The 18,031-nt window shown below is 70.2% G+C and carries 18 protein-coding genes and 1 pseudogene; 11 read left to right on the top strand and 8 right to left on the bottom strand.

From position 1 onward, the window contains the following. Positions 1 to 15: 15 nt before the first annotated feature. Positions 16 to 1,368: an MATE family efflux transporter gene (locus Q1V88_RS12935; RefSeq protein ID WP_300681614.1), complete on the bottom strand. Its 1,353-nt coding sequence runs from the start codon at positions 1,366 to 1,368 to the stop codon at positions 16 to 18. A gap of 478 nt (positions 1,369 to 1,846) precedes the next feature. On the opposite strand from Q1V88_RS12935, the gene dnaB reads away from it, so the two are divergent. Then, positions 1,847 to 3,136, top strand: a complete 1,290-nt coding sequence (gene dnaB / locus Q1V88_RS12930) for a replicative DNA helicase (protein ID WP_300681705.1) — start codon at positions 1,847 to 1,849, stop codon at positions 3,134 to 3,136. Between the two features lie 91 nt (positions 3,137 to 3,227). On the opposite strand, the gene Q1V88_RS12925 is transcribed toward dnaB, so the two are convergent. Continuing rightward, complete coding sequence (locus Q1V88_RS12925) at positions 3,228 to 4,115, bottom strand: ArgP/LysG family DNA-binding transcriptional regulator (protein WP_300681613.1); 888 nt, start codon at positions 4,113 to 4,115, stop codon at positions 3,228 to 3,230. 137 nt (positions 4,116 to 4,252) lie between these two features. On the opposite strand from Q1V88_RS12925, the gene Q1V88_RS12920 reads away from it, so the two are divergent. The 4 genes and pseudogenes from Q1V88_RS12920 to Q1V88_RS19600 form a co-directional block, all read left to right on the top strand. Further along, complete coding sequence (locus Q1V88_RS12920) at positions 4,253 to 5,818, top strand: hypothetical protein (RefSeq protein ID WP_300681612.1); 1,566 nt, start codon at positions 4,253 to 4,255, stop codon at positions 5,816 to 5,818. A gap of 12 nt (positions 5,819 to 5,830) precedes the next feature. Beyond that, positions 5,831 to 6,667, top strand: coding sequence for an EamA family transporter (locus Q1V88_RS12915; protein ID WP_300681611.1), 837 nt, complete (start codon positions 5,831 to 5,833; stop codon positions 6,665 to 6,667). 51 nt (positions 6,668 to 6,718) lie between these two features. Continuing rightward, complete coding sequence (locus tag Q1V88_RS12910; RefSeq protein ID WP_366914085.1) at positions 6,719 to 7,420, top strand: class I SAM-dependent methyltransferase; 702 nt, start codon at positions 6,719 to 6,721, stop codon at positions 7,418 to 7,420. Continuing rightward, positions 7,398 to 7,565 (top strand): annotated as a pseudogene (locus Q1V88_RS19600) (DinB family protein); the annotation flags it as partial. The gene Q1V88_RS12910 and the pseudogene Q1V88_RS19600, both read left to right, overlap by 23 nt. Here the strand turns inward: Q1V88_RS19600 and Q1V88_RS12905 are convergent. Then, the gene (locus Q1V88_RS12905; protein WP_300681609.1) at positions 7,566 to 9,029 is read right to left on the bottom strand and encodes an MFS transporter; all 1,464 of its coding nucleotides are present in this window, start codon (positions 9,027 to 9,029) and stop codon (positions 7,566 to 7,568) included. Positions 9,030 to 9,156: 127 nt separating this feature from the next. Here Q1V88_RS12905 and Q1V88_RS12900 point away from each other — a divergent pair, with 127 nt between their 5' ends. From Q1V88_RS12900 to Q1V88_RS12885, 4 genes are all read left to right on the top strand, one after another. After that, complete coding sequence (locus Q1V88_RS12900) at positions 9,157 to 9,972, top strand: helix-turn-helix transcriptional regulator (RefSeq protein ID WP_300681608.1); 816 nt, start codon at positions 9,157 to 9,159, stop codon at positions 9,970 to 9,972. A 117-nt stretch (positions 9,973 to 10,089) separates the two neighbouring features. Continuing rightward, positions 10,090 to 11,319, top strand: a complete 1,230-nt coding sequence (locus Q1V88_RS12895; protein ID WP_300681607.1) for a Bcr/CflA family efflux MFS transporter — start codon at positions 10,090 to 10,092, stop codon at positions 11,317 to 11,319. 168 nt (positions 11,320 to 11,487) lie between these two features. Continuing rightward, positions 11,488 to 12,909, top strand: a complete 1,422-nt coding sequence (locus Q1V88_RS12890) for a glycosyltransferase family 2 protein (protein ID WP_300681606.1) — start codon at positions 11,488 to 11,490, stop codon at positions 12,907 to 12,909. Beyond that, entirely contained in the window at positions 12,906 to 13,073 is a 168-nt protein-coding gene (locus Q1V88_RS12885; RefSeq protein WP_300681605.1) for a hypothetical protein, read from the top strand. Before Q1V88_RS12890 ends, Q1V88_RS12885 begins: the two co-directional genes overlap by 4 nt. A 17-nt stretch (positions 13,074 to 13,090) precedes the next feature. Here the strand turns inward: Q1V88_RS12885 and Q1V88_RS12880 are convergent, their stop codons facing one another. Then, complete coding sequence (locus tag Q1V88_RS12880; RefSeq protein WP_300681604.1) at positions 13,091 to 14,035, bottom strand: helix-turn-helix domain-containing protein; 945 nt, start codon at positions 14,033 to 14,035, stop codon at positions 13,091 to 13,093. Between the two features lie 70 nt (positions 14,036 to 14,105). Here Q1V88_RS12880 and Q1V88_RS12875 point away from each other — a divergent pair, with 70 nt between their 5' ends. Further along, the gene (locus tag Q1V88_RS12875; RefSeq protein WP_300681603.1) at positions 14,106 to 14,675 is read left to right on the top strand and encodes a cysteine hydrolase family protein; all 570 of its coding nucleotides are present in this window, start codon (positions 14,106 to 14,108) and stop codon (positions 14,673 to 14,675) included. Between the two features lie 72 nt (positions 14,676 to 14,747). Beyond that, the gene (locus tag Q1V88_RS12870; RefSeq protein ID WP_300681602.1) at positions 14,748 to 15,014 is read left to right on the top strand and encodes a (4Fe-4S)-binding protein; all 267 of its coding nucleotides are present in this window, start codon (positions 14,748 to 14,750) and stop codon (positions 15,012 to 15,014) included. A 9-nt stretch (positions 15,015 to 15,023) separates the two neighbouring features. Here the strand turns inward: Q1V88_RS12870 and Q1V88_RS12865 are convergent, their stop codons facing one another. From Q1V88_RS12865 to Q1V88_RS12850, 4 genes are read right to left on the bottom strand one after another with little or no spacing between them, the layout of a single operon-like run. Continuing rightward, positions 15,024 to 15,659, bottom strand: coding sequence for a class I SAM-dependent methyltransferase (locus Q1V88_RS12865; protein WP_300681601.1), 636 nt, complete (start codon positions 15,657 to 15,659; stop codon positions 15,024 to 15,026). Then, positions 15,656 to 16,057, bottom strand: coding sequence for a hypothetical protein (locus tag Q1V88_RS12860; RefSeq protein WP_300681600.1), 402 nt, complete (start codon positions 16,055 to 16,057; stop codon positions 15,656 to 15,658). Before Q1V88_RS12860 ends, Q1V88_RS12865 begins: the two co-directional genes overlap by 4 nt. A 43-nt stretch (positions 16,058 to 16,100) precedes the next feature. After that, a complete protein-coding gene (locus Q1V88_RS12855; RefSeq protein ID WP_300681599.1) occupies positions 16,101 to 16,493 on the bottom strand; it encodes a VOC family protein in 393 nt (130 codons plus the stop codon). A gap of 56 nt (positions 16,494 to 16,549) precedes the next feature. Further along, positions 16,550 to 17,962, bottom strand: coding sequence for an acyl-CoA synthetase (locus Q1V88_RS12850; RefSeq protein WP_300681598.1), 1,413 nt, complete (start codon positions 17,960 to 17,962; stop codon positions 16,550 to 16,552). Positions 17,963 to 18,031 lie beyond the last annotated feature (69 nt).

The raw sequence follows: 18,031 nt of genomic DNA, 5'->3' as shown, positions 1-18,031 counted from the left end.
CAGGGGTGCCGGGCGTCAGGCGGTGAGCCCGACCCTCATCCAGGTCTCGCCGCGGGCCCGCCAGGTCAGGACCACGAACCGCATCCCCATGAAGAGCGCACTGAACGCGATCCAGATCTGCACCAGCCCCGGATGCCACAGCGCTACCACCGGTGCGTAGACCGCCAGCGTGAGCAGCCCGCCCCAGGCCAGGTAGCGCCCGTCCCCGGCGCCGATCAGCACCCCGTCGAGGACGAAGACCACACCGCAGATCGGCTGCGACAGCGCCGCGACCAGCAGCACCGGGATCAGAGCGGTGCGGACGTCGGGGTCGGCGCTGAAGAGCCGGCCGAGCACCGGGCTGAGCAGGGCCAGCGCGAGTCCGAGCACGACGCCGCTCCACACGCCCCACCAGATCATCCGGGTGGTCAGGCGCCGGGTCGCGGCCCGGTCGCCCTCGCCCAGGGCGCGGCCGGTCAGCGCCTGGGCCGCAATCGCGATGGCGTCGAGCACGAAGGCCAGGAAGGTCCACAGCGTGAACGCCACCTGGTGCGTCGCCAGGTCGGTGGCCGAGCTCGCGTGGGGGATGACGGTGACGGCGTACGTCGTCACGAGCAGGCTGGCGCGCAGCGTGAGCGTACGGACCACCAGCGGCACCGCGGCGCGGCCGGCGGCACGGATCCCGGCGGTGTCGGGGCGCAGCGAGGCGCCGTGGCGCCGGGCGCCGCGGACGACCACGACGACGAGAGCGACGGCGCTGGCGACCTGGGCGATCACGGAGCCGAGGGCGGAGCCGGCGATCCCGAAGCCCAGGATCGGCACGAAGAGGACGTTCAGAGCGATGTTCGCGAGGTTGCCGGACACGGCGACCACCAGCGGCGTGCGCGTGTCCTGAAGGCCCCGTAGGACGCCGTTACCGGCCAGCAGCAGGAGCAGTGGGGTCACCCCGAGGACGGCGATCCGCAGATACGTGGTCGCCTGGTCGAGCACGGGCCCTTCGGCGCCGACGGCGCGGCACAGCGGGCCTGCGGCGAGCAGGACAGGGAGAGTGACGACCACGCCGATGACTACCGCGAGCCAGAGGCCGTCGATGCCCTGGGTAAGGGCACCGCGGCGGTCGCCCGCTCCGATCCGGCGGGCGACGCTGGCGGTGGTGCCGTAGGCGAGGAAGACGCACAGCCCGACGACGGTCTGGAGGATGACGCCGGCGATGCCGAGGCCGGCCAGCGGATCGGTGCCCAGATGGCCGACGATGGCGGAGTCGGCGAGCAGGAAGAGGGGCTCGGCGACGAGGGCCAGGAAGGCCGGGACCGCGAGCCGCCAGATCTCCCGGTCGGTGTGGACTAGGCCGGTCCGCTGTTCTTTCCGGCAGCTCTCGCGCAGTCCCACTCCGGCAGGGTAGTCTCCACCGCCGGTCGGTGGATAACTCACAGTTACCTGTGGATGGACGCCTCCCGCCCTGCGATGTCGACAAGGAAACATCGGGTTCGGTGACAACCGCACATGACCTGCGGATGAACACGACACGCCCGGAAGAAATCTGTGTCCACACACAGGTGACGGCGTTTCCGCAGGTCAGAGGCTGTTTAGACCGTGTCGCGCGAAATGTATGCACAGGATCGTCCCCAGGCTGTGCACACTCATCCACGGTTCGTCCCCAGGGATGGGCCGGTTTTCCACACGGCTTGTGGATAACCGGGTGGCGTCGGCTCGCGAATTGTCGGTGGGGGCGCCTAACGTCGCGCGCATGAGCATGACCGAGCCTGACCTGGTCGAGCCTCCCTTCGAGGAGTGGGGCGACGGCCCCGCGCCGTACGAGCCTGGCGAACGCCCCACCAAGCCGAACGACCGCACGCCCCCGCACGACATGGCGGCGGAGCAGTCGGTCCTCGGCGCGATGATGATCTCCAAGGACGCGATCGCCGACGTCGTGGAGACGCTGCGCGGCACCGACTACTACCGTCCCGCGCACGAGACGATCCACGACGTCATCGTCGACCTCTACAGCCGTAACGAGCCGGTCGACATCGTCACCGTCGGCCGTGAGCTGGAGCGCCAGGGCGAGCTGCTCAAGATCGGCGGGGCGCCGTACCTGCACACCCTCACCGCGAACGTGCCGCTGGCGGCCAACGCCGGCTTCTATGCCGAGATCGTCCGGGAGAAGGGCACGCTGCGCCGCCTGGTCGACGCCGGCACCAAGATCGTCCAGATGTCGTACGCCGGTGAGGGCGAGGTCGACTCGATCGTCGACCAGGCCCAGGCCGAGGTGTTCAAGATCGCCGAGAAGCGCGCGACCGAGGACTACGCGCCGCTCTCGGAGTTCATGAACGACGTCGTCGACGAGATCGAGTCGATCGCCAACCGGCAGGAGGGCATCTACGGTGTGCCCACCGGCTTCGCCGACCTCGACGAGCTCACCAACGGCTTCCACGGCGGCCAGATGATCATCGTCGCCGCCCGACCCGCGATGGGTAAGTCGACGCTCGCGCTCGACTTCTGCCGCTCGGCGTCGATCCACAACAACCTCGCCAGCGTCTTCTTCTCCCTCGAAATGGGGCGCTCGGAGATCGCGATGCGTCTGCTCAGCGCCGAGGCCAAGATCCCGCTCAACCACATCCGCAACGGCAACATGACCGATGAGGACTGGGACAAGATGGCCCGCAAGATGGGCGACGTCTCCGCGGCCCCGATGTTCATCGACGACTCGCCGAACATGACGATGATGGAGATCCGCTCCAAGGCCCGCCGGCTCAAGCAGAAGCACGACCTCAAGCTGATCGTGATCGACTATATGCAGCTGATGTCCTCGGGCAAGAAGGTCGAGTCCCGACAGCTCGAGGTCTCGGAGTTCTCCCGTCAGATCAAGCTCCTCGCCAAGGAGATCGACTGCCCCGTCATCGCCCTGTCACAGCTCAACCGTGGTCCCGAGCAGCGTGCCGACAAGAAGCCGATGGCCGCCGACCTCCGTGAGTCCGGCTCGCTCGAGCAAGACGCGGACATGATCATCCTGCTGCACCGCGAGGACGTCTACGAGAAGGAGTCCACCCGCCCCGGCGAGGCCGACCTGATCATCGCCAAGCACCGTAACGGTCCCACTCGGGACCTGGTGGTGGCGTTCCAGGGTCACTACAGCCGGTTCGTGGACATGGCCCACTGATAGGCGATCTTGTTGTCGAGAGGGACTGCCGGTGCGTCAAGGCGAGCATCTTGGGGGCCTGCGACGTCCGTGACCGGTGCTCGGCGCCAGGTCAGTGGCTGGTGAGGCTTGCTGCGGCCTTGCGTACCATCGCGGACAGGTCGTCCAAGGTCTCCGACGGGGTTCGCCAGCGGTGCCAGTAGAGCGACACGGAGACGACGTACGGCTCCATGATGCGGACGAGATCGCTGCGGTACGGCTCCTCGGCGATCTGGTCACTCGGTAGAACGCTCCAGCCAAGCCCTGAGTGGACGGCGTCCAGGTACTCCCGGTTCGACGGAATGAAGTGGGTGGGCGGCTGCCCTTGCACGCCGAGTTGGTTGAGGAGGTCGTCGGTGAGCGTGTCGCGGCGATCGAACTTCAGCGTGGGCACCCGGAGTAGGTCGGCTGGCGTGGCCAGTCCGGTCCGGGCCAGCAGCGCTCGACTGGCCACCGGGATGTAGTGCATGGTGCCGAGTCGCTCGGCCCGACACCCCTGGATGGGGCGAGGATCGGTGGTGACTGCCGCCATCACCCGGGCGTCGCGGAGCATCCGTGAGGACCAATCCTGGTCCTCGATGTGCAGATCGAGGAGCCAGTTGGTGCGCTCGGCGATCTGTGTGACCACCGGCCGGAACCAGGTGCTCACCGAGTCGGCGTTGATCGCGATCCGCACGCTGACGGGATCGGCGCTGCGTCCGTGCGCGCTGAGGAGCGCGCTCTCGGCCTCGGCCTGGGCGAGCAGGTACTTGCGTGCGATGCCGAGGACCACCTTGCCTGCCTCGGTGGGAACTGCGGGCTGGGTCCGGACGACGACGGGCTCGCCGAGGTCGGCCTCCAACGCATGGATCCGCTGGCTCAGTGCTCCCGGCGTCAGATGGAGTTCCCGGGCCGCCTCGGCGAACGTCCCGAGCCGACACACGGCCTCGAGTGCTTCGAGCTGGGTCGTCGTCCACCGCATTTAGTAATCCTAAACCACCTTTGAATTCTTTCGATTGTCAATAGTTGCCGCTCTTCGTACTTTCGGGACCGGCGTGAGTGCGCCACCGACGTGATGTCGGATTCGGGAGGTGCAACGACGTGCGAAATCTGGTGGTGGTGGTCTCGCCGCCCAACTCCAATACGGTGATCGACGGAATGGCCTGCACGGTCACTCGCCCGGAGGACCACACCGATTGGTCCGACTTTCCGAATCTCGGCGTGTTGACGCTGGTCTCGGCGTTGAAGGCGGTTCCTGGCGTTGAGCCGATCTACATCGACGGGACTGTGGTTCCGTGGGCCGACGTGCTCGCCTTCGTCACCGAGAACGGGGGCAGGATCCTCGCGCTGTGCGTCAGCGCGATCACCGCCACCTATGAGGCGGGCCTGCACCTGGTTCGGGCAGCGAAGAGATGCGACCCCGAGATCGTCTCGATCTTCGGAAATGATCACCTGACGGCTCTCGGACAGGTCAGCTTGCTGTTGAGATCGGAGATCGACTTCGCCTTTGCGGGAAATGAGGTGATCGGCTCGTTCGTCGACCTCGTCACCTGCCTTTCTCACGGAATGTCGATCGACCCGCGTGTTTTTCCTGGGCTGATCTGGCGAGACGGTGCCCAGGTGCGGTGCACGCCGCAGCAGGCGGAGTCGCTGTGGACCGACGTGGACTACGACCTGGTGGACACCGCCTTCGATCACACCGCGATCTACCGGAAGAACTTCGAGAAGCGGGTCCGGCCCACCTTCCATCGAATGACCGGTCGCAGCGTGGCCGCGGGTGTGCCGGTCGAGATTGCGCGAGGGTGCATCAAGTTCGCCCGGAACGACGCCTGCTCGTTCTGCTCGATCCAGTTCGGGGGCATGTGGCGCAACGAGGTCTCCGATGCCGACGAGGCGTGGTCGATGATCGGGCACGCCTACGCCCGTGGCTACGACTACCTCTACCTGACCGCGGACGAGCTGCCGCTGACGTTCGGACGTCTCCTCTCCGGCATGCATGCCGCGCCTCCACAGTGGTGGCGTGACCTGTCAGACGCGGAGCGGCCCGTCCTGGTGGGTTACGCGCGTGCCGACGGGCTGTCCAACGAGCGCAACGCCACAGTGCTTCGGGAGATCGGCGTGCGTCAGCTGATGGTGGGCCTCGATGCGGGGACGAGTCGTTCCCTGGAGGCGATGGCCAAGCCCCTGGCCACCAGGCATGAGCGCGAGTCGAGCTATCGGGCCGAGGCGATGTTCGAGCACAACACCCGCGCCCTGGAGAGTGCGCACAAGGCCGACCTGCTACTCAAGGCCGGTTTCGTCGTCGGCCATCTCGGGATGGACCGGTCGCTGCTCGAGGACAACGTCGCCTCGATGAAGGCGCTGATCGACGCCAACACCGGAGCCATCGCCTCCGTCGACGTCGAGGTGCTCTCGCCGGAGCCTGGCTCCCTGGACTTCCAGTGCCTCATCGACCCTGCGCGGGCCTCCGACCGTGCGAGCCGCCTCGGCCTGCACGTCGGCTCTCCTTCAGACCGGGATCAGATCGCGGAGCGCTGGAGGAACAGCGACCTCATCGACCGGGAGGAGGCGATGGCCGACTACGTCACGGCTGTGATGCCCGAGCTCACGCTCGACGACCTGGCGGCGGCTCGCGACGACGTGAGGTCTCATGCGACTGCGGCCGGCATCACGGTGGGGGAGTGAGGGAGCCCTGTCATGACGGCGGTGGTTCTGTGGGCGTGCGCGACGGCCCTGGCGTACGGCATGAGTGACTTCGTTGGCGGGCTCGGCTCGCGGCACGCGTCGTACTGGACGGTTGGGTTCGTCGCGCAGGGTGCCAGTCTGCTGACCTCGATCGTCATCGCGCTGGGGATGTCGGGCTCGCCGCTCGGCGTCGATCTGCTGTGGGGTGGCCTCGCCGGGATCGGCAACGCCGTCGGGACCCTGCTGCTCTATCGGGGCCTGGGCGCCGGAGCCGTGGCAGTGGTCGCGCCTGTCTCGGCGCTCGCCGCCCTGGTGCTGCCTCTGCTGGTGGCAGTGGGAGAGCACGGCACACTTCCGCTGCTGACCCTCATGGGTGCGGCGACGGCGCTGATCGCGATCTGGCTCGTCACTACTGGGGGCGGTCGTGAACCGCGGGGCGCTGAGCGCTCGACCGCCCTCGCTGTCGGGACCCTCTCCGGAGCCGGCTTCGCGCTGATGTTCGTCGCGTTGAGCCACATCTCGCCCGGCGCGGGTGGTGCACCGTTGGTCCTCAATCAGGCAGTGGCGGCGAGTGTCGCGTTCGGAGGCTTCGTGCTGACCGGTGCCGGGTGGCACCGCGGAGCGTGGTGCGGGATCGCCAGCGGGGCGCTCGGTGCCGCAGCGACAGTGGCGTTCACGGTGGCGAGCCGGTACGGGAACCTGGGACCGGCCTCGGCGATCGCCGCGCTCTACCCGTGTGTCACCGTCACGCTGGCGGTGCTCGTTCTTGGCGATCCGCTGAGCCGACGCCAGGGGGCTGCGCTGGTCCTGTCGGCTGCTGCGTTATGGCTGGTTGCCACCGGGGGGTGAGATGCTCGAGCCAGGGTGCTGCCGACCGAATCGCAGCGAAGGACAGCTGAAATGAATCGCATCGACCTTCCCGCGGCGGTTGCGCCGCGGGTCAACGACTACGACACCTTCGCCGCCGTCTACTCGGCGGAGAACGACGACAGCCTGGCGAACGCGTTCTACGAGCGACCGGCCATGCTGGCGTTGGCCGGAGACGTCGCCGGTCGCCGGGTGCTCGATGCGGGGTGTGGATCGGGGGCGCTGAGCGCCGCGCTGCTCGACCGTGGGGCGATCGTCACCGGGGTCGATGCGAGTGCAGGGATGCTCGGCCACGCGCGACAGCGCCTCGGTGACGCGGTCAAGCTGCGCCAGGCCGACCTGATCGACCCGCTGCCGTTCGGCGATGGCGTGTTCGATGACGTGATCGCTTCGCTGGTGTTGCACTACCTCGAGGACTGGGGGCCGACGCTCGCTGAGATCCGGCGGGTCCTGCGACCGGGTGGTCGTCTGCTCGCCTCGGTCGATCACCCGATCGTCGCCTACACCCTCCACGAGGAGCGCCCCGACTGCTTCGCGAACACCTCCTATGGATTCGAGTGGGACCTCGGTGGTCGGCGCATGCCGATGCGGTTCTGGCGCAAGCCCCGAGACTGCAGGATTTGGCCCTTCGTGAGCGCCGGAAGGGCCAAAATCTGCAGTCTCGGCCAGCGTCGGCGTCCAGGCCCTCGCCGAGGACTGGGACCGCTTCGTCTCCCGGATCGCCGCGCTCGGTGATCGGCGCCTGCTGGCACCGACGGGTCACGGGCCGGGGCCGTGGGCGCAGGCGTCGTACCTGAAGCTCGCCTTGCATGCACTCGACGAGGTGGCCCATCACGGGGGCGAGATCGGGCTGCTCCGGGACCTCTACCTGCGCCGGTAGTCAGGCGTCCGCCCCAGACCTGCCGGACGGGCGGTCCCGGCCCAGCCCGCGGGTCACCAGGAACGCACCGACCAGGACGATCAGGGCGTCGACCACGATGGCGGTGCGCAGGGCGGGCAGGGAGTCGAGGCCTCCGGCGGCGGTCGCGACGGCGCTGACCACGGGGACTCCGACGGCGATGGCGACCTGCTGGGTCATGGTGGCGATCCCGGTCGCCAGGCCCTGCTCGCGGTCGGGGAGGTCGGAGGTGGCGGCGACCATGAAGGCGACGATGGCGGCCACGTGACCGATCGCTCCGACGAAGACGACCACGGCGTACCACCACAGCGACGGTCCGGGTGCGGTGCCCAGCAGGACGAGGGAGAGGGTGGTGGCGGCCTGGACGAGCAGCCCGCCAGTCGCCGTACGCCGGACTCCGACGGCCCCGATGAAGCGCGGTCCCAGGGTGCCGCCGACGATCGCCCCGACCCCCATCGTGCCGAGCATCAGGCCGGTCTGGAGCGGGTTGAGGCCGAGCACGTGCTGGAAGTACATCGTGGAGAGGAAGACCAGGCCGGGCTCCATCGCGAAGGTCACGAAGCCGGCGACGTTGCCCCAGAAGATCGTGCGACGCCGCAGGATCGGGAGCGGCACCAACGGGTGCGGGTGACCCTGCTCCAGGCGGACGAACCCGGTCAGCAGCACCGCGGCGAGGACCAGTGAGCCCCAGCCCCACGGATCGCCGGTGCCGTGCTCACCCAGTCGGGTGGCGGCGTACACGAGAGCGAGCAGGCCGGAGGTGACGGTCGCGGCGCCGGGCAGGTCGAGGCGGCTGCGCTCCCGCTCGGCGGAGTCCTGGAGCACGGCAGGGGCGACCGCGACCACGAGCAGCGCGACCGGCACGTTCACCAGGAACGCCCACCGCCAGCTCAGCAGGTCGGTCAGGACGCCGCCCAGGATCGCGCCCGCGGTGAAGCCGGTCGACATCACGACGCTGTTGAGCCCCAGCGCCGTGCGTCGCAGCGGCCCCTCGGGGAACGCGACGGTCAGCAGCGACAGTGCTGCCGGTGTCACCGCGGCGGTGGCCAGGCCCTGAGCCACCCGGGCGGTCAGCAGCATCTCCGGGGAGGTCGCGAGGCCGCCGAGGACGGAGGCCAGGCCGAGCGCGATCATCCCGATCAGGAAGGTCCGGCGCCGTCCGACGTAGTCGCCGATCCGGCCGAACAGGAGCGTGAATCCTGCAGCGCACAGCGCGAACGAGGTGGCGATCCACTGCACGTTGGCGTCAGTGAAGCCCAGCCCCTGACCGACGGCCGGTAGCGCCACGTTCAGGATCGAGAAGTCGACGCAGAGGGTGAACTGGGAGGTGAGGAGGAGGATCAGGACGAGCAGTTGGCTGCGGGTCATCCGGGCGCTGTCGTGCGGGCGGCCGCTGGCGCCGCCGTCGTGCTGAACGGCTCCGGCCTGCGAAGTGGTGGAGGTCATGCCTCCAGGCTCGGCCGCCGCGACGGCACCAGCGAGCCCCCTGCGCTGCCATCCCTGGTGGCGCCTACCCCTGCCAGGGACAGGCCCAGGGATAGCGTCGCCTGCCTGCCGGAGGCACGATGGCGCCATGACGACGGAGCTCGGTGACTTCCTCCGCAGCAGGCGTGCCGCGATCAGTCCGGAGGCCGCCGGAGTGGTCTCGTACGGCCCGCGTCGGGTGCCCGGGCTGCGGCGTGAGGAGCTGGCGATGCTCGCCGGGATGAGTCCGACCTACTACACCCGGCTGGAGCAGTCCGAGCAGCACAACGCCTCGGACTCGGTGATCGACGCCCTCGCCCGGGCGCTCCAGCTCAGCCCGGAGGAGCATGCGCACCTGCGCCGCCTCGCCCGTCCCGTGGCCGACGTCTCGCGCTCGACCACCTCGCGCGCCCGGCCCTCCGCGGTGGCGCTGGTGCAGGCGGCGCCGGGCCCGGCGATGATCGTCGACCACGCCAATGACGTCCTGGCGTGGAACCGGCTCGGCCACCTACTCCTGGCCGACGACCTCCCCTTCGACAGCCCCGACTGCACGGTCCAGCGGCCCAACCAGAGCCGGCTCTTCTTCCTCGGCGGAGGCGCTGCCCGGTTCGTGGACCCGCAGGCGATGGCGGAGGCCCACGCCGGGTTCCTGCGCTACTCCTCGGGCCTCTTCCCCGACGACGCACGGTTGAGCCACCTGGTCGGCGAGCTGGTGCAGCGCAGCGACTGGTTCGCCGAGATCTGGGCGGGGCACCCGGTCTACGACTGCGGTTACGGGGTGAAGCAGTTCCGCCATCCGCTGGTCGGACGCCTCGACCTCACGTATGAGGCGATGCTGCTGCCCGAGACCAGTCAGCGGATGGTGATGTACCACGCCGAGTCGGGCGCCTCGGCCGATGCGCTCGAGCTCCTGGCCCGTCACTGACCCGGTACGCCGATCACCGCACCGCCCAGAGCCGGCTGGCCGCCGGCGTACGTCCTCACCCACCCGCCACAGCGGCACTGTGTGCCAATAAGGTGGGGCGGACGAAAGGGAGGCGCTGTGACCACCACCGACCCGGCCCCCACGGCCTCCCCGGAGCCGAAGGTGGGACTGCGTACGACGCTCACCCTCGGGCTCTTCAGCGCGATGGGGCCCCTGGCCTCGGACATGCCGCTGCCGGCGCTGCCGGAGATCACCGACTCACTGCACGCCTCGGAGATGGCCTCGGCCGCGACCGTCACGGTCTGCTTCGCCGGCTTCGCGATCGGACAGCTGCTGGTCGGCGGGCTCAGCGACCGGCTCGGGCGGCGTCGCCCGCTGCTGGTGTGCATCGGGCTCTTCCTGATCGCCGGGATCGTCTGCGCGCTCGCGCCGACCATCGAGGTGCTGCTGCTCGGCCGCTTCCTGCAGGGCGTCTTCGGCGCCGGCGGGGTCGTGGTCGCTCGGGCCTCGGTGCGTGACATCGCCCAGGGATCCGGCGCCGCCGGCCTCTACTCCCGGCTCGGCATGGTCACGATCCTCGCCCCGATCATCGCGCCCCTGCTCGGCGGCCAGGTGCTGCGCTTCACCTCCTGGCGCGGCCTGTTCTGGGCGTTCACCATCGTGGTGGCGCTGGTCTTCGTGCTCGCGCTGCTGCTCTTCAAGGAGTCCCTGCCACCCGACCAGCGGCGCCCCAGCGGCGGTCAGATCGCCCTGATGCGGCGCGTACTGGTCCACCCCGGCTTCGGCCAGCACCTGGTGATGAGCCTGTGCCAGGGCGCCGTACTGCTGAGCTACCTCACGCTCAGCTCGCTCTTCCTGCAGAACGAGTACGGCGTCAGCGCGCAGGCCTACTCCCTGCTCTTCGCGCTCGCGGCGGCCTGCATGTTCGGTGCCCACATCGTCAACATCCGGGTCGGGCCGCGTTGGGGTGCGCTGAACATGCTCACCGGCAGCGTGAGCGGCTACTTCACTGGTGCGCTGCTCCTCACCATCGCGGTCCTCGCGCACGCCCCGCTGCCCCTGGTCGTGATCGCGATCATGATCACGCTGGCGCTCTACACGCCCTCGGGACCGAACAACATGGCACTGGCGATGATGCCGTTCGGTGCCGCCGCCGGCACCGCGGCAGCCCTGCTCGGGGCCACCCAGCAGATCGCCGGTGCGGTCATCCCGACCCTCGGCTCGCGGTTTGGCAGCCCTGGCACAGTGATGGCAACGATCATGCTCGCCGGAGCAGCGATCGGGCTGGTCCAGATCTTCACCTTCGTGCGTCCGTCGGTACGACGTGAGCGCGCCCCCTTCGTCTGAGGGCACCGAGATTTCCTTGCTCGGAGGTGAGGTCTGCCGACGTGGTGGGTAAATGAATGGTGACAATGTCGGTGTCGCACAGAAGGTGATGGGTATGCACGGCCGCTGGGAGACTGAGAACTGATGAGCGGTGAGCACTCGGGAGGCTCACACGTCAGCACGTCACGGATGCCGCTGAGGCAGCGGCTCGTCGGCGTCGGCACGATGACCGCAGCCGGCCTCGGAGCCCTGGTGCTGTGGTCGGCGGTGGCGCTGACCCGGACCCCGGACCACGACCACCTGCGGGTCGGTCGGCTGCCGGGCGGCCCGGAGGTCACCTACGACCTGCAGGGTCCGGGCGTGTGGCTGCTGGTGGTCTCGATCGGCCTCGCGGTGATCTTCGCCGTCGGTGTCGCGGTCGTCGAGCGGCGTACCGTCACACGGACCCGACGCGCCGTCGACGACGTCGCGCTCCCGTTGGCACCGCGCCACATCATGGACGCCACCCGCGGCGTGTACGCCGGCCCGGTCACCGTCACGGTGCTGATCCCGGCCCACAACGAGGAGGGCTGCCTGGCCGACACCCTGCGGAGCCTGCACAGCCAGGAGCCCCCGCCCGAGCGGGTGATCGTGGTGGCCGACAACTGCACCGACGCGACTGTCGACATCGCCCGAGCCGAGGGCGCGGAGGTGTTCGAGACCCGCGGCAACACGCACAAGAAGGCCGGGGCGCTCAACCAGGCGCTGCGCGAGGTCCTGGTCGGTCTGGGGGACAACGACCTGGTGATGGTGATGGACGCCGACACCACCCTCGACCCCGGCTTCCTGGCCGGGGTGAAGCGCCGGATGACCCTCGACCGGGCGCTGATGGCGGTCGGTGGCCTCTTCTACGGCGAGGACGGGGCCGGCCTGCGCGGTCAGTTTCAGCGCAACGAGTACATGCGCTACCAGCGCGAGCTCAAGCGTCGCCGGGGTCGGGTCTTCGTGCTGACCGGCACCGCCACCGCCTTCCGTGCCCGGGCGCTGCGCGAGGTCGCCGCCCACCGCGGCACGGTCCTGCCGGGCGTGCCCGGGGACGTCTACGACGTGATCGCGCTGACCGAGGACAACGAGCTCACCATCGCACTGAAGTGCCTCGGCGCGCTGATGATCTCCCCGGCCGAGTGCACCGTCGTCACCGAGGTGATGCCGACCTGGAGGACGCTGTGGAACCAGCGCCTGCGCTGGCAGCGCGGGGCCCTGGAGAACCTCGGCGCCTACGGTCCGCGGCCGGCGACGATGCGGTACTGGGCCCAGCAGCTCGGCATCGGCTACGGCGTCTTCGCCCTCGGCGGCTACGTGCTGCTGATGGTCGTGCTCGTGGCGACCAGCCCGTCGTGGGTCTGGTTCCCGTTCTGGATGGGCGTCGGCGGTGTCTTCGTGATCGAACGGGTGGTCACCGTCTGGAAGGGCGGCTGGGCCGCGCGCCTGCTCGCCCTCGCGCTCTTCCCCGAGCTGTTCTACGCGATGTTCCTCAACCTCGTGCACATCAAGGGGATCTGGGACCTGGCCCGCGCCAAGGAGGCCGCCTGGACCCACCTGGCCGCCCCGACCCGGGAGGAGGCTCGATGACCTGGTTCATCACCGTGCTGTCGGGGTTCGTCGCGGTCAACACGGTCCTGTACGTCACCCTGGCGATCTTCAAGGTGCTGCCGAAGGTCTACCTCAGCGACTGGTTCAGTGGCGCCAACCGGCGTGGCGAGACCCGCAACATCGACCCCGACGCGCCGGTCTGACCGTTGTGTCGCAGCGCTCAGCCGTGCGCCCGGAACGCCGCCCGGTGACCTGTCGGGGTGGTCCCCAGCCGTGCGCTGAAGTGCTTGCGGAGCAGGTCGTCGCCCGCGTAGCCCACCGCCGCCGCGACCTCCCTGACGCTCAGGTCGGTCCGCTCCAGCAGCCGCTGCGCCTCCCGGACGCGCAGGTCGGTGAGCCAGCCGATCGGGGTGATCCCGAGGTGGTCGGCGAACCAGCGGTGGAAGGTGCGCGGCGACATCGAGCACAGCGCCGCCAGGTCGCTCACCCTCCAGTCGCGGCGTAGGTCGGCGGCCACGGTGAGCTGGAGCTGCTCCACGGTGGGCGTCGCGGTGGTGGGCGTGATGGTGTCGGCGTACTGCGCCTGCGAGCCGGGTCGGAAGACGGGCGTCACCATCGAGCGGGCGACCACCTCGGCGGCGGCCGCGCCCCAGTCCTCGCGGACCAGGTGCAGCAGCAGGTCGATCCCGGCCGTGACTCCGGCCGAGGTCCAGACCCCGTCGCCGCCGCAGTACAGATCCCGAGGCCGTACGTCGATCAGCGGATGGCGTCGGGCCAGCTCGGCGCCGAAGCGCCAGTGCGTGGTGGCGCTGCGCCCGTCGAGGAGTCCGGCCGCGGCCAGGGTGAAGGCGCCGGTGCACAGCGAGGCCACGGTCACCCCGGACGCGGCAGCGGTGGTGACGGCCTCCAGATCGACTGCGGCGGGCTCGGCCAGCGGGTCCTCGCTGCCCGGGACCACCAGCAGGTCCAGGTCGCCGACGGTGTCGAGCGGGTGGGTGCGGCGCAGGGTGTGGACGGCGTCGAGGTCGGTCAGCGGCGCGGCGGCGAGGAGCCGCAGGTCGACGCGCGGGAGGCCACGGTCCGTGCGATCGTCGTACACCTCCCGCACCACGGCGATGTCGAACGGTCGCCGCCCGGGACCGATCAGGACACCGACGGTCGTCATGGCGTGATCTTATCGATCCTCGTCATTCCTGCCACTGCCGTGCGGGCGGCGGCGCTGCTGGACTGGGGTCATGACGCATTCGGAACCGACGGCCCTGGTGGTCGTCGACATGCAGCAGGGGTTCGACGACGCGAGCTGGGGGCGGGCCGTCCAGCGCGAGGAGTGCGACCGCAACGTCGTGCGACTCCTCGACGCCTGGACCGATCAGGGCTGGCCGATCGTGGTGGTCAGGCACGACTCGGTGCATCAGGAGTCGCCGCTGCGCCCTGCCCACCCGGGCAACGCCCTGCTTCCTGCCGTCGCCGCCGCACGTGCCGACCTGCTCGTCACCAAGACGGTGAACTCGGCGTTCTACGGCACGCCGGACCTCGACGCCTGGCTGCGCGGCGAGGGGATCGGGCGGATCGTGGTGTGTGGCATCCAGACCAACATGTGCGTCGAGACGACCGCCCGGATGGGTGGGAACCTCGGCTACGAGGTGGTGGTGCCGCTCGATGCGACCAGCACCTTCGACCTGGCCGGTCCCGACGGCACGGTGCTGCCTGCCGAGGAGCTGATCCGGGCGACGACGACCAACCTGCATGGCGGCGGGTTCGCTCAGGTGGTGACGACCAGCGCGCTGCTGGCTCAGGCACGCTAGAGACCCGGGCACGCTGGAGGCCCGGGCACGCTGGAGGCCCGGCGCGGTAGCGTCGGGTCCAGGAGGTCCCGCATGGACAAGCCAGACGCCCCAGACCCGTCAATCCGCGAGTACGCCGGCCGCGGGGTCGTGATCACGTGGGAGCCCGGACGGTGTCGCCATGCGGCCGAGTGCGTCAGGGGCCTGCCGACCGTCTTCGACTCGCAGGCGCGTCCGTGGATCGACGCGGGCGGCGCCGGGGTCGAGGAGATCGTGGCGGTGGTGGACCGCTGCCCGAGCTACGCGCTCGGCTATCGCACCGAGGACGGGCGGACGCGGACGGCCCCGCCGGATGCCTGACGGGTCGGCTCAGCCGAGCCGGGCGACCAGCTCGGCGTGACGCCGCCTGGCCCCGCCGTCCTGGCGGGTCTCGGAGCGCTCGACGGTGAAGCCGAGCGGGGCGAGCAGGTCCCCGAGCGCCTCGGGGGTCCAGTAGTACGCCGTCGTGACGGCGTGGTCGAACGCGACCCCGGCCTCGCCGTGGAAGTGGCCGAGCAGCAGCGAGCCGCCGGGACTCAGCACGCGGGCGAACTCGGCCAGCATCGCCGGGACATCGCTCGGCGGGGTGTGGATGATCGAGTACCAGGCCAGGATCCCGCCGACCGAGCCCGCTGCGAGCGGGAGGGCGGCCAGGTCGCCGACGGCGAACCGTGGGGTGCGGAATCGCCGTCCAGCCGACTCCACGAAGCGCGGTGACGCATCCAGACCGAGCACGTCGCGGCGCCCGTTGGCTGCCAGGACATCGCTCCAGTGGCCCGGTCCGCTGCCGGCGTCGAGCAGCCAGCCGGACGTCTGGTCGCGCCAGCGGTCGATGGTGACGTGATCACGCACCGACAGCAGCTCGATGGAGCCGAACAGGCCGACATACTCCCCGGCACGGGCGTCGTAGGCCGACGCGATCTCGGCCCGCAGCGCCCCCGACGGGCGCGGCGGACGGCCGCTCACCGGTGCTCGCGGCGGCCGAGACGCCCGCCGGCGACGAGCGCCCAGACCACCAGCAGCGGCTGGAAGAAGAGCCTGACGAACCGTTTCCGATCGGTGTCCAGGCCGAACGCGTCGGTGCGCTCGGCGTACTGCGCGATGTTGCCCGGGAAGATCGCGACGTAGAAGAGCGCGAGCAGTCCGCCGAAGAGCCGCCGGTGCCGGGGCAGGGCCGCCAGCCCGGCCCCGAGCGCCACCTCGGCCACCCCGGAGACGACGACGGTGACGTCCTCGTCGATCGGGAACCAGTCAGGCACCTGCGCCTGGAACTCCTGCCGCTTCGTGGTCAGGTGCAGCACCCCGGCCGTCACCATGATCGAGCCGAGCGTCAGGCGGGCGATTGCGCGACCGGTGGTCTCCATCGTGTCAGCCTAGGCACGCCCTGGTGGCCTCGATCAAGCCGTCTCACTCCTCCTGCACCGGGCACAGGCAGAACGGGTGCCCGTCGGGGTCGAGCGCGACGGTCCACATGTCCGGGTACGGCTGGGACGCGGCGATCGAGCCACCGAGCTCCGTCGTCCGCTGTACGGCGGCGGCGAGATCGTCCACCCGGAAGTCGAGGTGGAACTGCTGCGGGTGCTCTTGGCCCGGCCACTGCGGGGCGGTGTAGTCCTGCACCGTCTGGAAGTTGAACGTCTGGCCGAGCAGCTCGGCCTGCGCGTAGCCGTACTCGGGGTAGACGCCGGTGACCTCGCCACCGGTCAGGTCGGCGTAGAACTGGGCGAGCCGGGCAGCGTCGGGGCTGTCGAGCGTGACAGCGACGAGTCCGATGACGGGGGATTTCGTGGATCCGCTCATGCCTTTACCCTCCTCCGTCACCGGCTGGGCGTCCAGAGGATTCGTGTGGTCGGGCCTCAGGTCAGGCGCTTCTTCTGTACCTTCCCCATCTCGTTGCGTGGCAGGGCCTCGACGAAGCGCACCTCGCGCGGTCGCTTGTGCAGCGACAGCTCGCTGCCGACGTACGCCGTCAGCTCGGCCTTCACCGCGTCCTCGGGCTCGACGCCGGGGCGTAGCACCACGAAGGCGACGATCCGCTGGCCCAGGTCGTCGTCGGGCAGGCCGACCACGGCGACCTCGGCGACGGCAGGGTGGCCGAGCAGGACCGACTCGATCTCGCCCGCACCGACCCGGTAGCCGCCGGTCTTGATCAGGTCCACCGACTCGCGTCCCACGATCCGGTGGGAGCCGTCGGCGGCGATGGTGGCCATGTCGCCGGTGCGGAACCAGCCGTCGGCGGTCCACGCCTCGGCGGTGGCCTCGGGCCGGTTCAGGTAGCCGTCGAACAGAGTCGCGCCGCGCACCTCCAGCCGGCCGATGCTGGCGCCGTCGTGCGGCGCCGGCGCCCCGGCGTCGTCGGTGATCCGGGTCTGGACCCCGGTGATCGGGACGCCGACGCACCCGGCCCGGCGCCGGCCGTCGGCACGGGTCGCGACCGTCAGCAGGGTCTCGCTCATCCCGTAGCGCTCGACGATCTCGAGCCCGGTCAGGTCGCGGATCCGGTCGAAGACCGGCACCGGCAGCCCGGCGCTGCCCGAGACCAGGAGCCGTGCCCCGCTCAGTGCGGCGGCGTCGGCCGGGGACTCCGCGACCCGGCTCCACACCGTCGGCACGCCGAAGAACATCGTCGCCCCGGACCGCGCGGCCTCGGCGTAGGCCTCCGGTGTCGGGCGGCCGGTGTGGATCAGGGCGCTCCCGACCCGCAACGGCCCGAGCAGGCCGATCAGCAGACCGTGCACGTGGAACAGCGGCAGCCCCTGGGCCAGGGTGTCGGCACCGGTCCATGCCCAGGCGTCGATCAGACCGTCCAGGCCCGCAGCGATCGCGCGCTGGGAGAGCAGCACGCCCTTGGGCAGCCCGGTGGTGCCCGACGTGTAGAGCACGAACGCGTTCGTCTCCGGGGCGATTTCCAGGCCGTCGTACGCCGCTCGGGCGTCGAGATCGACCTCGATCAGCGGCAGTCCGGCGGCGTCCACGGGTGCCTCGCCGAGCCAGGCCTCCGGGGCGGAGTCGTGCAGCATGTGCGCGATCTCGGCGCTGCCCGCATCGGGCGGGATCGGGACCACGCTCACCCCGGCGAGCACACCGGCGGCGACCGCGACCACGGTCGGCATCGTCGGGGTGGCACGGACCGCCACCCGGCGTACGCCGTCCAGCTGCGCGACCACGGCGGCGGCCGCACCGAGCAGGTCGGCCGCCTCCAGCGGCGTCCCGGCGACGGTGATGGTCCGGCCACGGCCGTCGGTCAGGGCAGCGAGAAGTCCACTCACCCCTCGATCCTGCCGTGGCCGCCCCGCCGCAGCGGCATCGGGCTCGGGGTGGGGACGCTGGTGCGCCGC

The sequence above is a fragment of the Nocardioides sp. genome, assembly GCF_030150155.1.
Lineage (GTDB): Bacteria > Actinomycetota > Actinomycetes > Propionibacteriales > Nocardioidaceae > Nocardioides.
Note: the sequence above shows the minus strand (reverse complement) of the source record. Positions and strands in the feature narration are given on the sequence as shown.

Coding starts and splice junctions, on each gene's coding strand:
- dnaB (WP_300681705.1), top strand. CDS start 1,847: ATGGCGGCGGAGCAGTCGGTCCTCGGCGCGATGATGATCTCCAAGGAC.
- Q1V88_RS12925 (WP_300681613.1), bottom strand. CDS start 4,115: ATGCGGTGGACGACGACCCAGCTCGAAGCACTCGAGGCCGTGTGTCGG.
- Q1V88_RS12915 (WP_300681611.1), top strand. CDS start 5,831: ATGACGGCGGTGGTTCTGTGGGCGTGCGCGACGGCCCTGGCGTACGGC.
- Q1V88_RS12910 (WP_366914085.1), top strand. CDS start 6,719: ATGAATCGCATCGACCTTCCCGCGGCGGTTGCGCCGCGGGTCAACGAC.
- Q1V88_RS12905 (WP_300681609.1), bottom strand. CDS start 9,029: ATGACCTCCACCACTTCGCAGGCCGGAGCCGTTCAGCACGACGGCGGC.
- Q1V88_RS12900 (WP_300681608.1), top strand. CDS start 9,157: ATGACGACGGAGCTCGGTGACTTCCTCCGCAGCAGGCGTGCCGCGATC.
- Q1V88_RS12890 (WP_300681606.1), top strand. CDS start 11,488: ATGCCGCTGAGGCAGCGGCTCGTCGGCGTCGGCACGATGACCGCAGCC.
- Q1V88_RS12885 (WP_300681605.1), top strand. CDS start 12,906: ATGACCTGGTTCATCACCGTGCTGTCGGGGTTCGTCGCGGTCAACACG.
- Q1V88_RS12880 (WP_300681604.1), bottom strand. CDS start 14,035: ATGACGACCGTCGGTGTCCTGATCGGTCCCGGGCGGCGACCGTTCGAC.
- Q1V88_RS12875 (WP_300681603.1), top strand. CDS start 14,106: ATGACGCATTCGGAACCGACGGCCCTGGTGGTCGTCGACATGCAGCAG.
- Q1V88_RS12870 (WP_300681602.1), top strand. CDS start 14,748: ATGGACAAGCCAGACGCCCCAGACCCGTCAATCCGCGAGTACGCCGGC.
- Q1V88_RS12860 (WP_300681600.1), bottom strand. CDS start 16,057: ATGGAGACCACCGGTCGCGCAATCGCCCGCCTGACGCTCGGCTCGATC.
- Q1V88_RS12855 (WP_300681599.1), bottom strand. CDS start 16,493: ATGAGCGGATCCACGAAATCCCCCGTCATCGGACTCGTCGCTGTCACG.